This is a genomic window from Brevundimonas sp., assembly GCF_044336875.1.
GTDB lineage: Bacteria > Pseudomonadota > Alphaproteobacteria > Caulobacterales > Caulobacteraceae > Brevundimonas.
Genome location: NZ_JBIIOP010000024.1, coordinates 19,454 through 33,748, shown reverse-complemented (window position 1 = coordinate 33,748; position 14,295 = coordinate 19,454). Strand labels below are relative to the sequence as shown.

13 protein-coding genes and 1 pseudogene are annotated in these 14,295 nt (G+C 69.8%); 5 read left to right on the top strand and 9 right to left on the bottom strand.

Annotation, left to right across the window (positions count from 1 at the left end):
* Positions 1 to 275, top strand: a pseudogene (locus tag ACIQ1T_RS17540) (polyribonucleotide nucleotidyltransferase); the annotation flags it as partial.
* Positions 276 to 432: 157 nt separating this feature from the next.
* Positions 433 to 1,446 carry a helix-turn-helix transcriptional regulator gene (locus ACIQ1T_RS17535; protein WP_395945844.1) on the top strand — a complete coding sequence of 338 codons (1,014 nt, stop codon included), beginning with the start codon at positions 433 to 435 and terminating at the stop codon, positions 1,444 to 1,446.
* 65 nt (positions 1,447 to 1,511) lie between these two features.
* On the opposite strand, the gene ACIQ1T_RS17530 is transcribed toward ACIQ1T_RS17535, so the two are convergent.
* A complete protein-coding gene (locus tag ACIQ1T_RS17530; RefSeq protein ID WP_395945843.1) occupies positions 1,512 to 1,943 on the bottom strand; it encodes a hypothetical protein in 432 nt (143 codons plus the stop codon).
* Between the two features lie 66 nt (positions 1,944 to 2,009).
* Positions 2,010 to 2,735: a ribonuclease PH gene (gene rph / locus ACIQ1T_RS17525; RefSeq protein ID WP_395945842.1), complete on the bottom strand. Its 726-nt coding sequence runs from the start codon at positions 2,733 to 2,735 to the stop codon at positions 2,010 to 2,012.
* 44 nt (positions 2,736 to 2,779) lie between these two features.
* Between rph and ACIQ1T_RS17520 the strand changes: the two genes are divergently transcribed.
* From ACIQ1T_RS17520 to grpE, 3 genes are read left to right on the top strand one after another with little or no spacing between them, the layout of a single operon-like run.
* Positions 2,780 to 2,935, top strand: a complete 156-nt coding sequence (locus ACIQ1T_RS17520; protein WP_395945841.1) for a hypothetical protein — start codon at positions 2,780 to 2,782, stop codon at positions 2,933 to 2,935.
* On the top strand, positions 2,932 to 4,002 hold the full coding sequence (hrcA, locus tag ACIQ1T_RS17515) for a heat-inducible transcriptional repressor HrcA (RefSeq protein ID WP_395945840.1): 1,071 nt from the start codon (positions 2,932 to 2,934) through the stop codon (positions 4,000 to 4,002). Before ACIQ1T_RS17520 ends, hrcA begins: the two co-directional genes overlap by 4 nt.
* A 47-nt stretch (positions 4,003 to 4,049) precedes the next feature.
* Positions 4,050 to 4,637 (top strand): nucleotide exchange factor GrpE, encoded by a 588-nt coding sequence (grpE, locus tag ACIQ1T_RS17510; RefSeq protein ID WP_395945847.1) that lies wholly within the window; start codon positions 4,050 to 4,052, stop codon positions 4,635 to 4,637.
* Between the two features lie 39 nt (positions 4,638 to 4,676).
* Here the strand turns inward: grpE and ACIQ1T_RS17505 are convergent, their stop codons facing one another.
* From ACIQ1T_RS17505 to ACIQ1T_RS17475, 7 genes are all read right to left on the bottom strand, one after another.
* The gene (locus ACIQ1T_RS17505; RefSeq protein WP_395945839.1) at positions 4,677 to 6,761 is read right to left on the bottom strand and encodes a S8 family peptidase; all 2,085 of its coding nucleotides are present in this window, start codon (positions 6,759 to 6,761) and stop codon (positions 4,677 to 4,679) included.
* Positions 6,762 to 7,027: 266 nt separating this feature from the next.
* Entirely contained in the window at positions 7,028 to 7,927 is a 900-nt protein-coding gene (locus ACIQ1T_RS17500) for a dienelactone hydrolase family protein (RefSeq protein ID WP_395945838.1), read from the bottom strand.
* Positions 7,928 to 8,075: 148 nt separating this feature from the next.
* The gene (purH, locus tag ACIQ1T_RS17495; RefSeq protein WP_395945837.1) at positions 8,076 to 9,680 is read right to left on the bottom strand and encodes a bifunctional phosphoribosylaminoimidazolecarboxamide formyltransferase/IMP cyclohydrolase; all 1,605 of its coding nucleotides are present in this window, start codon (positions 9,678 to 9,680) and stop codon (positions 8,076 to 8,078) included.
* Between the two features lie 99 nt (positions 9,681 to 9,779).
* Positions 9,780 to 10,412, bottom strand: a complete 633-nt coding sequence (locus tag ACIQ1T_RS17490) for a hypothetical protein (protein WP_395945836.1) — start codon at positions 10,410 to 10,412, stop codon at positions 9,780 to 9,782.
* A 1-nt stretch (position 10,413) separates the two neighbouring features.
* The gene (locus tag ACIQ1T_RS17485) at positions 10,414 to 12,249 is read right to left on the bottom strand and encodes a heparinase II/III family protein (protein WP_395945835.1); all 1,836 of its coding nucleotides are present in this window, start codon (positions 12,247 to 12,249) and stop codon (positions 10,414 to 10,416) included.
* Entirely contained in the window at positions 12,246 to 12,911 is a 666-nt protein-coding gene (rpe, locus tag ACIQ1T_RS17480) for a ribulose-phosphate 3-epimerase (protein WP_395945834.1), read from the bottom strand. The genes ACIQ1T_RS17485 and rpe overlap by 4 nt, the downstream gene beginning before the upstream one ends.
* Before the next feature lie 45 nt (positions 12,912 to 12,956).
* Positions 12,957 to 14,294 carry an RsmB/NOP family class I SAM-dependent RNA methyltransferase gene (locus ACIQ1T_RS17475; protein ID WP_395945833.1) on the bottom strand — a complete coding sequence of 446 codons (1,338 nt, stop codon included), beginning with the start codon at positions 14,292 to 14,294 and terminating at the stop codon, positions 12,957 to 12,959.
* Between the last annotated feature and the right edge of the window lies 1 nt (position 14,295).

Genomic DNA, 14,295 nt, shown 5'->3' with positions numbered 1-14,295 from the left:
CCCAGATCGCTCTGGAACGCGTCGCCAACCCGGCCGACGTCCTGTCGGAAGGCCAAGAGGTCAAGGTCAAGTTCCTGGGCTTCGACGATCGCGGCAAGACCAAGCTGTCGATGAAGGTCGTCGATCAGGCCACGGGTGAAGACCTGACGGCCAAGATCAACGCCGAGCGCGCCGAACGCGGCGAAGAGCCCCTGTCGGAAGACACCGGCGGCCGCCCGAAGCGCGAAGGCGGCGGTGATCGCGGTGGCGATCGCGGACGTCGTCGTCGCGACTAAACGTCGGTCCCCGGACTGAAAGAGAAGGCCCCGCCGGCGACGGCGGGGCCTTTTTCCTTAGGGCTTTCAACGAGACATGGCGTCGTTCGGCGAGCTGTGACACTCTCGCTCCGTGCCCAGCGTCGCCGCAGAAAAACCTCCGAGCATTTCCTGGGCGGTGTCGTCAGACGCCCAGAAGGACGCATTCGACATCTATCGCGACTCCTTCGTCGACATGTGCGACGTCCGCGACGTCGCCGACAACGGTCGCTCGGGCTTTCGCAGCCGCACCCGCGCCCATCTCTTCGGCCCCGCCATCCTGGCCCGCGCCCGGTCCTCGGGCCAGACCCTGGCGCGCGAGGCCGAACATCTGCGCGCCGGCCTGGATCATATCAATCTGATCGTGAACCTGACCGACACGGTCGGCGACTGCGACGGGCGCACCGTGCGATCCCCGGCGGGATCGGTCATGTTCCGCGACCTGCGCCGCCCGTCCGTGGCCCGCACCGAAAACATCGACCTGCTGACTGTCATGGTGCCGCGGGCGGCCGTGCCCAGCTGGCTGCTGTCGCAGGATCTGCACGGCCTGGTCCTGCCCGGGACCTCAGCCGGAGGCAAGCTGGTGGTGTCGCATCTGATGACCCTGTCCAGCGTCGCCGGCGAACTGACCGAGATGCAGGGCCTGGCCAGTATCGAGGCCGCCTTCTCCATCGCCCAGAGGTTCATGGGCGACACCCGCCCCATCGCCCCCCGCCATCTGGACGCCATCCATCGCGGCATCCGCGAACGGACCATGGCCCTGCTGGACGCCCAGCCGATCGAGGTCCGCTGGAGCGCCGACACCGTCGCCCGCGCCGTCGGCGTGTCGCGCACCAGCCTGTACCGCGCCTTCGAACAGACGGGCGGCGTACGGGCCTATGTCGTGAACCGGCGGCTGTCGCGCGCCTATTCGGCGCTGCGGGGCCGCAAGGGGCTGCATCCCTCCATCGAGGAAATCGGCCAGCGGAACGGCTTCCCCGACAAGCGCAGCTTCGTCATGGCCTTCCGCGCCAGGTTCGGGGTCGGCCCGCAGGACATTGCGCCATCGGACTTCCGGCTGCACGCCGCCAACGACGGCGCGGAACCCGCCGCCGCCGACCGCGCCCTGCATGATGTCATCGGCGACTGGATGCGGGTGGGAGAGGCGGTTTAAGCGGCAGGTCGTGAGGCGTGATTCGTGAAACGTGACGAAAAGCGCTCACGATTCCCCGATCCCCCTTACGTCGCCCGGCACTCGGCCGGCGGGTTTCCCTCGCGTTCCCACAGTTTGCAGGAGCGGTCGATCTCGTTCTGGATCAGGGCGCAGGGATTGGCGGCGTTGCAGGGCGGGCGGGTCGCCGGACTGACCTGAACGCAGCGCTCGACCAGTCGGGCGGCGGCGGCCTCGCCTATGGATTCGCTGCACGGCGTCTCACTGACCGGGACCGGTCGGGGCGCCATGTCCGGCCCCTCGGGGATCGTCGCCTGGGGGTCTTCGGTCGGGACGGAAGGCGCCGGGGCCGGGGTCTCGACCGGAGGCGCGGCGGGGCTGGTCCGCGCGTCAGCCTGGACGGCCGGCGCCGGTTCAGCGGGCGGCGTCTCTGATCGCTGGCAGGCCGAGGCCGTCAGAGCCAGGGCGAGGACGGAACAGGCGAACAGGGAACGGCGCATCTGGATCTCCGGTCAGGCGGGCGGGTCGCCACGACGATGACCCGCCTCCTCAACGCGCGAAACCGCTTATCGACGCACGGCGTCCAGCGCCGCCTTCTGCAGGACGAACAGCTCGGAGCAGCCGATTTCGGCCAGGGAGAAGAGCCTGTCGAACTCGGCGCGCGAGAAGCCGCGCTTCTCGCCGGTGGCCTGGACCTCGACGATCTGGCCCGAGCCGGTCAGGACGAAGTTGGAATCGGCCTCGGCCTCGGAGTCCTCCTCATAGTCCAGATCCAGCACGGGCACGCCGTCGCAGACGCCGCACGACACGGCCGCCACCTGGTCCAGGATCGGGTCGGCCTTCAGCACCCCCTCGTCGCGCAGATAGTTCAGGGCCGAGGCCATGGCGACCCAGGCGCCGGTGATCGAGGCGGTGCGGGTGCCGCCGTCGGCCTGGATAACGTCGCAGTCCAGCACCACCTGACGCTCGCCCAGGGCCTTCAGATCGACGACGGCGCGCAAGGACCGGCCGATCAGCCGCTGGATCTCCTGGGTCCGGCCCGACTGCTTGCCGGCGGCGGCCTCGCGGCGGCCGCGAGTGTGGGTGGCGCGGGGCAGCATGCCGTACTCGGCCGTGACCCAGCCCTGGCCCTTGCCGCGCATCCAGCCAGGAATGCTCTCCTCGACCGAGGCGGTCACGAGCACTTTCGTATTGCCGAAGGTGATCAGGCACGAGCCCTCGGCATAGCGGTTGACGCCGGTCTCGATGGTGACGGGACGAAGCTGGTCGTCGGTGCGTTGCGAATGGCGCATGAGTAATCCTTGGAAGCGGTCGCGACGGTGCTTATCCTGAAACCATGAGCCTGTCCTCCGCTTCGATGGTCCTTCGCGCCGCCACGGCCGCCGACGCGCGCCTGCCGGCCGCGTGGCGCGGCGAACCCCATGTCGCGGCCGGGCTCGACGTCGACGACGGCGACACGCCGCCCGCCCGGGTGGAAAGACCTGTCGCATGAGCCTGATCCATCCCTCCGCCAGCCTGTCCTCGCTGGACCAGCGGGCGCGCGACATCTTTCGGCGCATCGTCGAATCCTATCTGGAGACGGGCGAACCGGTCGGGTCCAGGACCCTGTCGCTGGCGGGGGTCTCGCTGTCGCCGGCCTCGATCCGCAACACCATGCAGGATCTGACCCTGGCCGGCCTGCTGGCCTCGCCCCACACCTCGTCGGGACGGATCCCGACCCACGCGGGCCTGCGCCTGTTCGTCGACGGCCTGCTGGAGGTCGGCGACCTGACCCAGGAGGAGCGGCGCGAGATCGACGGCCGGTTGGCCGGGCGGGGCCGGAATTTCGAATCCGCCCTGGACGAGGCGTCGAACCTGTTGTCCGGCCTGGCGGGCGGCGCCGGCGTGGTGTCCAGCCCGGTGCGGGATTCCGGCGTCAAACACGTCGAATTCGTCGCCCTGGGCGGGAATCAGGCCCTGGCGGTCATCGTCGCCGACGACGGCACGGTCGAGAACCGGATCATGAGCCTGTCGGCCGGGGTCACGCCCTCGACCCTGATCGAGGCCTCCAACTTCCTCAACGCCCGCCTGCGCGGCCGCCCCTTCGCCGACGCCAAGCGCGAGATGACCCAGGAGCTGGAAATCGCCCGGCGTGAGCTGGACCAGACCGCCGCCCGCCTGGTCGAGGACGGATTCGCCGCCTGGTCCGGCGGCGCGGACCGCGAACGCGCCCTGATCGTGCGGGGTCGCGCCAATCTGTTGCAGGACCGCGAAGGCCTGGCGGACCTTGAACGGGTGCGGGTGCTGTTCGACGATCTGGAGCAGAAGGAACAGCTGATCGGCCTGCTGGACGGGGTGGATGCGGCGCAGGGCGTACGCATCTTCATCGGCGCAGAAACACGGTTGTTTTCACTTTCGGGTTCCGCCGTGATCGCGGCGCCCTATATGAGCGGCCGACAGCGGGTTCTGGGCGCCATCGGCGTCATAGGCCCCGCACGATTGAACTACGCCCGTGTCATCCCGTTGGTGGACTATACCGCCCGGGTGCTGGGCCGGATGCTGGACGGAAACGACAAGTGAGCGACAAGCCCCTTAACGACGACAACTTCACCGAACGGGACGCCGACATGGCCGAGATCGACGCCGAGCACGGCCTGGACTCCGATCCGTCAGACAATCTGGCGCCGCTGGACGCCGTCATCGCCGAGCGTGACGAGTGGAAGGACCGCGCCCTGCGCGTCGCCGCCGAGATGGAGAACCTGAAGCGCCGCGCCGAGACGCAGCAGAACGATGCACGCGCCTTCGCCATCCAGAGATTCGCCAAGGACCTGCTGGGCGTGGCCGACAATCTGGAACGCGCCCTGATGGCCGCGCCCAAGGATACGGACGGACCGACCGTCGCCCTGGTGACCGGTCTGGAGATGACCCAGAAGGCCCTGCTGCAGGCGTTCGAGACCAATGGCCTGAAGCGCGTCGCGCCCGAGGCCGGCGAGACCTTCAACCCCCATCTGCACCAGGCCATGATCGAACAGCCGTCGGACACGGTGCCGGGCGGCGCGGTGCTGCAGACCATGCAGTCGGGTTTCGAACTGTTCGGCCGCACCATCCGCCCGGCCATGGTCGTGGTCGCCGCCAAGGGATCGGGCGCCGCCACCGCCAATCCCTATGGCGCCGCGCCCGCGCCGGAAGGCCAGGCCTTCGACGGCAAGGCCTGACCCGCAGGTCGCGAGGCGCGCTTCAACAGGCGGCGTCGGTCAGAACTGACGCCGCCACGCTCCGATCAGGGCGAACTCCGGCGCGGCGCCCGCGACGTGGCGCGGCTCGCGGCTGGCCACGGCCTGCAGGCTCAGATTGGAGCCGTCCCACAGGCGACGCTCGCCGCCGAGGATGAAGTCGATCTGGCGACCGCTGGGCGTCGCCGAGAAGCTGCGCCGCGAATAGGTCAGAGGGTCGAAATATTCGACGGGCACGTCGGCCAGATAGGCTGAGAAGGTCCCGCGCTCCATCCGCAACGGCTGCGACATCGTGAAACTGACCCGGTCGCACACGATCGAACAGCCGGTCAGCAGACCCAGACGCCAGTTGGAGCTGATCGCGGCCCGATCCATCGACAGGAACCGGCCCTCGATCTGGGTCGAGCCGAGGCCCGCCTCGCCGATCAGGGCCAGACCCGGCCGCAGGGTCCAGTCGCCGCCGACCGCATAGAAGCGCGTGCGCGACGGCAGGGCGAAGTCCGACCCGCCCGGCAGGAAGGCGCCCAAGGGCCCCAGCCGCTCGTCCAGGCCGCCGAGGCTGAGGGACAGGCCCCCGGTCTCGCCGCGCCAGGCCAGGGTGGCGCGATTATAGGTCGAGGCGTCTTCCTCGACCCGGCGCAGCGGCATACGGCGGTCGCCGCCGCCCGTTTCAGCCGAGACGGTCACGGCCCCGAAGCGCAGACCGCCGCGCACCGCATGATCGGCCTGGGCCAGGGCGGCGAAGCCGTCGCCGGCGGCCCCGTCGAAGGGCGAGGCCGCCCCGCCCCGACCCTGCCAGGTCGAGAAGTTCATCCGACCGATCTCAAGGTTCAGCATCGCCTCCTGGCGGGGCTCGTCGCCCTGCCACGGCGCGCTGGTCAGGTCGTAACGGGGCGCGACGGGCTCGGGCGTCGCCGCCGGCTGAGACGCCATCAGGTTCAGCCGCCCGCCGTTGGGCAGGGCCAGGCTGGTCGTCGCCGTGCGGCTGGGCTCAAAGGGCGCGGCCTGGTAGGAGCGACTGGGCGCGGTCGGATAGGCCGAGCCCAGCTGGACCGCGAACATGCGGTCGTACTGGTCGAACAGCACCGTCCCCAGGGCCGTCTGGCGCGAGAAGGCGTCGCCGAAGGCCGCGCCGACGAAACTGCCCGGTTCGCTCTCAGCCACTATGGTCGTGCCGTCAGCCATCGGCGTCGCGGTCGCGCCCGAGGGGGTGAAGGCGGCGGCCAAGTCCAGCAAGCCGCGGCCATAGACCACGTCCGTTCCCGCATCGCCGGCGTCGCGCGCCTTGTCGATCAGGATGGCCAAGGCCTCGCGCGCCGACAGATTGGGGAAGGCGTCCATCAGCAGGGCCAGGGCCCCGGCGACGTGGGGCGCCGAGAAGGAAGTGCCGTTGACGCGGTAGCAGATGGTGCCATCGCAGCCGGTGAAGACATCCTCGCCCGGCGCGGAAATATAGGCGGCGGCCGTGACCCCGGCCATGTTCGAGAAGTCGGACATGACATTGGCCGCGTCGTGCGATCCCACCGCGATGACCGAGCCGACGAAACGAGGGTCGATGGCGTAGCGCGCCGGCCAGCCCGGATTGGCCTCGCCGTCGTTGCCGGAGGAGGCGACGATCACCGCCCCGGCCTGGACCGCACGCAGCAGGGCCGCCTCGAACGAGGAGCCCAGACGTCCGTCGCCGCCCAGCGACATGTTGATGATCTTGACGCCGTTGGCGACGGCGTAGTCCAGGGCCCGCACCAGGTCCGAGCTGCTGAAACAGACGTCGGTGTTCTCGTCGGTACAGTCCGAAATGTCGGTGCGGATCGACAGGATGGTCGATTCATAGGCCACGCCGACCGTGCCGAAATTGTTGAAATTGGCGGCGATCACGCCCGAGACCAGCGTCCCGTGGCTGTCGTTGGCGACATAGGGGGTATTGCGTCTCAGAACCACGTCGGTCGAGGCCGAAGATATCCGGCCGACCAGGTCGGGCTGATTGTTGCTGACTCCGGAATCGACCACGGCGACGGTGACGCCGGACCCGGTCGCCCCGGCCTGCCAGGCGACCTGGGCCTTCATATTGGCCAGCCCATAGTTCCGCAAATATTCGGTGGAGGTCACCGAGGGCGTCACGGGCGGCGGCGGAGGCGGAGGCGGCGGGGGTGGCGGGGGTGGCGGCGGAGGGGGCGGAGGCGGCGGCGGAGGGGGTGGGGGAACGACCGGCGAGACAGTTCCACCACCGCCTCCACCGCCTCCACCGCCACAGGCGGCGAGCGGAAGAACGAGCAGGCCTGCACCCAGCAGGATCGCCCTGCGAAAACGCGAACCGACCACCTCAAACCCTCCACAACACGCCGCCCGTTGCAGCCTGTGAGGGCAGTAACACTCTAATTCTTTAACGCTTTGTCGAAGGTCGCCAAGAGTTTCGCCCAACCGTCCTTCGCATCCGTTTCGGCATAGCTTGCCCGGTAGTCGGCGTGGAAGCCGTGCGGAGCGTCCGGATAGATCACGATTTCACTGCCGGTATGGCCGGCACGCGCCAGGGCCTCGCGCATCCGTTCGACGCTGGCCACAGGGATGCCCTGGTCCTGGCCGCCGTACAGACCCAGCACCGGCGCCTTCAGATCGTCGGCGATATCGACCGGCCAGGGCTGGCCCGAGGAAACCTGAACCGGAGAGGCGTCCGGCGCGGGCGCCAGGCGGCCGTACCAGGCCACGCCGGCGCCGATGACGGCGAACCGCGCCGCCGCCTGCCACACCACCTTGCCGCCCCAGCAGAAGCCGGTGATCCCGACCTTGCCGTCCCTGGCCCACAACTGCTGACTGGCCCAGTCCAGGGTCGCCGAGATGTCGCCCATCACCTGTTCGTAGTTGGCCGCCCCGACGATCTGCATGATCCGCTGCATGTCCGACAGGGGCGCCGGATCCTCGACCCGGTTGAAGAAGGCCGGCGCAATGGCGGCGTATCCCTGCTTGGCCAGGCGGCGGCAGATGTCCTTGATATAGGCGTGGACGCCGAAGATCTCGGACACGACCACCACCACCGGAAAGGGACCGTCGCCCCCGGGTCGGGCCACATAGGCGGGCAGGTCGAACCCGTCCGGCGCCGGATAGGACACCTCGGCCGTGACCAGGCCGGCGGCGTCGGTCGTGATCGGCTTGGCCTCCTTGGCCAGGGCCGCGACGGCATAACCCGAGAACAGAAGGCCGCCCAGCGCGCCCAGGCTTCTTCGGTTCAGCTTCAGATCGTCAGGGGTCTGGCCTTCGGGACGGATCAGGACGTTCATCGGCAGGGCTCCGGTCTGGGAGCCGTCAGACCATCACGCCCCTAGGCCAACGTCCAGTCACGAACGCGCGGACGCCAGACGATGGAGACAGAGGCGCTCAAGCAGCGAGCGACCGCGTCGCGAGCGGTAGCGCCTCTATCCCCCAGCATCAGTGCCGGAAGACCCGCACGCCGGTGAAGGCCATGGCTATGCCCTTCTCGTCGGCGGCGGCGATGACCTCGGCGTCGCGCATCGAGCCGCCCGGCTGGATCACCGCCGTCGCCCCGGCCGCGACCGCTTCCAGCAGACCGTCGGCGAAGGGGAAGAAGGCTTCGGACGCACAGGCCGAGCCCTCGGCCAGCGACTGGGTCAGGCCCTTGGCCTCGCCGGCCTCCTTGGCGCGGATGGCGGCGATGCGGGCGCTGTCGCGACGGTTCATCTGGCCGGCGCCGATGCCGGCGGTCTGGCCGTCTTTGGCGTAGACGATGGCGTTGGACTTGACGTGTTTGGCCACGGTGAAGGCGAACAGCATGTCCTGGATCTCGGTCGGGGTCGGCTGGCGCTTGGTGACGATCTTCAGGTCGGACGGCTTGATCAGGGACCGGTCGCGCGACTGGACCAGGAAGCCGCCGGCGACCGAGCGGAAGACCTCGCCGGCGCCATGCGGATCGGGCAGGCCGGCGGTGATCAGCAGGCGCAGGTTCTTCTTGGCGGCGAAGACTGCCTTGGCCTCGTCGTCGGCGCCGGGGGCGATGACCACCTCGGTGAAGATGCCGGTGATGGCGCGGGCGTCGTCGCCGTTCAGCGGACGGTTGACCGCGATCACGCCGCCGAAGGCCGAAACGGCGTCGCATTCCAGCGCGCGGGCGTAGGCTTCCGACAGGTCCTTGCCGACGGCGACGCCGCAGGGGTTGGCGTGTTTGACGATGACGACGGCCGGCTGCTCGAACTCGGCGACCAGCTCATAGGCGGCGTCGGCGTCGGCGATGTTGTTGTAGCCCAGTTCCTTGCCCTGGACCTGTTCGGCATAGGCCACGCCCGGACGGCGCTCGCCGGTACGGTAGAAGGCGCCGGTCTGGTGCGGGTTTTCGCCGTAGCGCAGGGTCTGGGCCAGGGATCCGGCGATGGATTTGCGGGCCGGGGCGACGTCCTCGATCTGGGCCGCGAACCAGGTCGAGACGGCGGTGTCATAGGCGGCGGTGCGGGCGAAGGCGCGGGCTGCGAGCCGCTTGCGCAGGGCCAGGTCAGTCGAACCGTCCGCCTTCAGGGCCTCCAGGATCAGGGCGATGCTCTCGCCGTCGACGGCGACAGCGACATGGCCGTGGTTCTTCGAGCCCGAACGGATCATGGCCGGGCCGCCGATGTCGATATTCTCGATGGCCGCCTCGAAGCCGCCGCCCGATTCAACCGTCTTCTCGAACGGATAGAGGTCGATCCAGACGATATCGATGGCGCCGATGCCGTGGGTGGTCATGGCCTCGGCGTGGGTGGGGGCGTTGCGCACGCCCAGCAGACCGCCGTGGACCACCGGGTGCAGGGTCTTGACCCGGCCGTCCATCATCTCGGGGAAGCCGGTCAGATCGGCCACGTCCTTGACCGGCAGGCCCAGTTTCTCGATGGCCGCCTTGGTGCCGCCGGTCGAGACAAGTTCGACGCCCAGACCGGCCAGGGTGCGGGCCGCATCCTCCAGCCCCGCCTTGTCGGACAGGGAGATCAGGGCGCGCAGCGGCTTCACCTGATCGGGGGCGGGCGGAAAGTCGGGAGCGGCGGGCATGGGGCGGCGTCCGTGGATGCTGGGGGAGGATGGCGCGGCGTCTAGCACCATCGGCAAGCCACGTCAGCCGCACGAGGCTGCCGAAGCGGTGCTAATTCGTCAGTCCAAGTCGAATTCCGCTGTCACCTGTGCGCATAAGAAACCGTGATCGCCGATCCGGATCAAGAAGGCTGCAACCGCGCCCCCTCGCGGGAACGTGACGGTGTGCGGCACGCCCTGATCATTCAGTTCATCGATAATCAGGTCAGCGATAACAGGCGGAGCCGTCGCCAACTGGTGCACAGGCGAACGAGTCACCTCCAGAAACCAGGACAGTCTGTCGCCGCCGTTCAAGAAGTCCGAAGGCGCGCGCAATGCACGAACATCCAGGAGATAATCCTGGACAAGTTTGTAGACCTTCAAAGGCATCGGGATCGCCCCATTGCAGAAGATCGACACCGTCGATGGCTGAGCCCAGGGGAGGTTTGATGTCCGCTCTACAAAGAACCCCTCCAGCGCCTCGTCCCATTCGAGATCGACAAGTTCGGTCAGGTCGATCGAACCACAGGTGACGCCCTGAAATCGAAACAGGATCTCTCCTTCGATTTCCGGATGACCCTCTCTCCACCACGCCGCGCCTTCCACCGACAAGGTCGCCACATCGCCGATCAGTTCGAATGAAGTGATCCGGGTTGGGTGCGAGATCGGCCGCGCCGCAATCAGATCGAACAGGTCAACCGTCTGGCGCGTCATGTCAGGTCGGATCGCCGCTCGCGCCCGCCGGGCTCAGCTTCCAGCGGATCTTGGACTCGCTGTCGGTGCGGGCCGAGCCGCGCACCACGATCTGCAGCGAGCGGCGGGTCAGGCCGGCGTCGATATGGACGCTGGGCTCTATGGCCACATCGGGCCCGTCGGTCCTGAACCACCAGCCGCGGCCCGAGGCCCCGCGCAGCAGGATCGAGCGCCGGTCGCGCGCCAGAGAGGCCTGAACCCCCGGCTCCAGATGGAAGCGGATGGCGTAGGGCGCGGCGATCTGGCGGATCATGTCCTTGCGGCCCGGCGTCGGGAACAGCTTCTCCTCGGCCCGCAGTTCGTCAAGGCGCTGATCCAGATAGAGGCGGCGCTGGTGGTTCAGGCCGAAACTGTCGTTCCAGCCGTCATGCTCCATCTCGAGCCAGACGGCGCCGTCGCCGTCGCGCTGGTCGGCGGTGACATGGATCGGCGGCCCGACCAGGCGTGCGCCCAGCAGTTCACCCTTCCAGCCGCCCAGGGGCTCGTTCAGCGATCGCTCGCCCAGGGTCAGGGTCGAATGACCGGGGGTCAGGCGCAGGGCCTGGCGGTCGGTCGAGGCCGGAGTCCAGCCCGAGCCGGTGACCAGACGGTCCTTGCCGCAGACGATCTCCAGCGCCATCGGTTGCGCGCAGGCCGACGCGCCCCAGGCGCCTCTGGCCGGGGTGGCGGCGTCGGCGACGATGGTCAGCAGGGGACTGGCGATCCGCACCAGGCCGCCGACCGCGCCGACCGGCGGATGGGCGGGATCGATCTTGACGGCCGCAGCCTCGTCATGAGCCCGCGCGGCGGCGACCCGCGCGGCGTTCGACGGCCCGCCGCCCTGGAAACTGGCCAGGCGGCCGTCGGGCAGGGTCAGAAGGCGCAGGCCCCGCGTCAGGCGCCCGATGGCCTCGGACACGGCCTCGGGCGTCGGTTCCGACAGTTGGGCCAATGCGTCGTCCAGGGTCAGCAGATCGAGCAACAGCTCCAGCCCCGCCTCCGGACTGCGCGAGGCGTGGCCGCCGTCCTCCAGCACAGTGGCCTTCAGCGCGCCGGCCAGACCCGACAGGGCGCGGGCGCGCAAGGCTTGACCGGCCGGCCCCGCCAGAACGCAGCCGCCAATGGCCGCCGCTGTCAGTCGCTCGGCCCGGGTGGCCAGGCCGCCGGGCGGGCGAAGCAGCTGGCGTGTCTGGCGCGCCAGGCTGTCGGCCAGGTTCAGTCGTTCGGCCTCGGTGGCGACGGCGCCCATCTTGCGGGCGGCGCAGGCCAGGTTGATCACCCGGCGAGGCAGGATTTCCGGCCCCCAGGCGAAGGGCGACCAGCGGGAGAAGGCCTCGGCCCAGGCCAGGGTCAGGCGCAGAGCCTCTCTCGCGCCGCGCTCCCCCTGCGCCATCAGGGCGGGCAGCCAGGCGAAGGCGTGCAGTTCGACCGCGAAGGGCCGCGACGGGCTGGGTCGGTTCCATGGGTCGGCCGGCGCCTCGACCTCCATCGAGGCCCCCGCCAGGACGAAACGCCCGACCAGCAGATTCTTGCCCGGCGCCGGATCGTGCGGGCGGAAGTCGCGCGGAGTGGCGGCGAAGGCGGTCGCCTTGCGCCCCGACAGCGTCAGCCCATAGCCGGGCAGGCCATACATCTCGATCCACAGTTGACGGGTGAGGATGCGCCCGGCGATGGCGGGCCACAGACCCGGTCCGGTCGTGGTCTCGCCCGACCGCACCGGCGTCCGCACCGGCGCGCCGGGCAGACCCGGGATCTGGCCCGAGGCGACGTCCGGCGTCGCGTCCGGGCCACGCGGGCTGAAGGGGCCGATCGGGCTCACGCGGCTGCCGGCGCGGCCTTCAGGGCGGCGATATTGGCCGCATAGTCGCCCTTGAACACGAAGGAGCCGGCGACCAAGGCGTCGGCCCCTGCGGCGACGCAGGCTCCGGCGTTGGCCGAGGTCACGCCCCCGTCCACCTGCAGGTGAGCGGCCGAACCGGCGCGGTCCAGGATGGCGCGAGCGCCGGCGATCTTGCGCAGCGAACTGTCGATGAATTTCTGACCGCCGAAGCCCGGATTGACCGACATGATCAGGACCAGATCGACCAGGTCGACGACCTCTTCCAGGATCGACAGGGGCGTGGCCGGATTGAACACCAGACCGGCCTTGGCGCCCAGCTGACGGATCCGGCCCAGGGTGCGGTGGACGTGCGGGCCGCTTTCCGGGTGGATGGTCAGCAGGTCGGCGCCGGCGTCGCGATAGGCCTCCAGCCACGGATCGACCGGCGCGACCATCAGGTGAACGTCGAACGGCAGGCTGGTGTGCGGCCGGATCGCCTTCACGATGTCCGGGCCGAGGGTGATGTTCGGCACGAAATGCCCGTCCATCACATCGACGTGGATCCAGTCGGCGCCCGCGGCTTCCAGCGCACGGACCTCTTCACCCAGCCGCGAGAAGTCGCTGGCGAGGATGGACGGGCAGATCAGGGGGGTAACGGCCATGTCCCCGGATAGGACGGCTTGCGGGCGGGAGCAAGGCGCTCCCGCTCAGGAAACCCGTTCCAGCTTCGCGGCGAAGAAGCCGTCAAGGCCGCCATGTTCAGCCCACATGGAGGGCAGGATGCGCAGCCAGCCTTCCGGGGTCAGGGCCTCGGCCGGGGCGCCCAGGGCCACGGGATCGGCGGGGACGGTGCGGAAACCGGGGTTGCGACGCAGGAAGGCGATGATCTGGGTCTCGCCCTCCTCCCGCTCCAGCGAACAGGTGCAATAGACCATCCGTCCGCCCGGCCCGACCCGTTCGGCGGCGGCGTCCAGCAGCCGGTGCTGCACGTCGGCCAGTTTGGCGACCTCGGCGGGCCGGGTGGCGCGCAGAACCTCGGGATTGCGGCGGAAGGTGCCGGTAGCGGTGCAGGGGGCGTCCAGCAGGACGGCGTCGAAGACGCGGTCGTCCTCCCAGTCCTCGGCCGGGACGGCGACCACCTCGGCGGTCAGGCCGGTGCGTTCCAGGTTCTGGCTCAGACGCTTCAGGCGCGGAGCCGAACGGTCCAGGGCCACCACGGCGGCGCCGGCGGCGGCCAGTTGCAGGGTCTTGCCGCCGGGGGCGGCGCACATGTCCAGGGCGGTCTCGCCCGGCTTCACGTCCAGCAGGCGGCCGGGCACGGCGGCGGCGGCGTCCTGCACCCACCAGTCGCCGTCCTCGAAACCTGGCCAGCCAGCCACATCGCCGCGACGACCGGTGCGGACCGTGCCGCCCGCCAGGGCCTCGCCCTCGACGGCGGCGGCCACGGCGGCCGGATCGCCGCCGGGCTTGAGGCTGAGATCGGTCGCCGGCTCCTCGCGCGCGGCCAGGGCCAGACCGGTCAGGGCCGCCTCGCCATAGGTCGCCTTCCAGCGAGCGGCGATCCAGTCGGGCAGATTGCTCTCGGCCGTGGTCAGGCCGGGGCCTTCGCGGCCGACGCCGCGCAGCACGGCGTTGACCAGATTCTTGTAGGGTCGGGTCTTGGGATCGCGCTCGGCCAGTTTCACGGCGGTGGAGACGGCGGCGAAGGCGGGCGTCTCCAGCACCAGGGTCTGGGCCAGGGCGATGCGCATCAGGGTGCGGACCGCCTCGGGCGGCGACTTCTTCAGGCGACGGTCCAGGATCTGGTCGATCTCGCCCAGGCGACGCAGGGCGGCCATGGCCACGGCGCGGGCGAAGGCGCGGTCGACAGGCTCCAGGGCGCGGGCGGCCGGCTGGGACAGAGCCTCGTCCAGACCGTTGCGCTTCTCCAGGGCGGCGTTCAGCAGAACGCCGGCGACAACCCGGGCCTCGACGCCGATATCGTCCTGCGACGGGGCGGCGGCGTCCACGGCCGGGGCCGGGCGCGGCCGGCCCTTGGTGGCCATG

Bases quoted from the DNA above. Each gene is read 5' to 3' on its own strand.
- ACIQ1T_RS17530 (WP_395945843.1), bottom strand. From the start codon at position 1,943: ATGCGCCGTTCCCTGTTCGCCTGTTCCGTCCTCGCCCTGGCTCTGACG.
- rph (WP_395945842.1), bottom strand. From the start codon at position 2,735: ATGCGCCATTCGCAACGCACCGACGACCAGCTTCGTCCCGTCACCATC.
- ACIQ1T_RS17520 (WP_395945841.1), top strand. From the start codon at position 2,780: ATGAGCCTGTCCTCCGCTTCGATGGTCCTTCGCGCCGCCACGGCCGCC.
- hrcA (WP_395945840.1), top strand. From the start codon at position 2,932: ATGAGCCTGATCCATCCCTCCGCCAGCCTGTCCTCGCTGGACCAGCGG.
- grpE (WP_395945847.1), top strand. From the start codon at position 4,050: ATGGCCGAGATCGACGCCGAGCACGGCCTGGACTCCGATCCGTCAGAC.
- ACIQ1T_RS17500 (WP_395945838.1), bottom strand. From the start codon at position 7,927: ATGAACGTCCTGATCCGTCCCGAAGGCCAGACCCCTGACGATCTGAAG.
- purH (WP_395945837.1), bottom strand. From the start codon at position 9,680: ATGCCCGCCGCTCCCGACTTTCCGCCCGCCCCCGATCAGGTGAAGCCG.
- ACIQ1T_RS17490 (WP_395945836.1), bottom strand. From the start codon at position 10,412: ATGACGCGCCAGACGGTTGACCTGTTCGATCTGATTGCGGCGCGGCCG.
- rpe (WP_395945834.1), bottom strand. From the start codon at position 12,911: ATGGCCGTTACCCCCCTGATCTGCCCGTCCATCCTCGCCAGCGACTTC.
- ACIQ1T_RS17475 (WP_395945833.1), bottom strand. From the start codon at position 14,294: ATGGCCACCAAGGGCCGGCCGCGCCCGGCCCCGGCCGTGGACGCCGCC.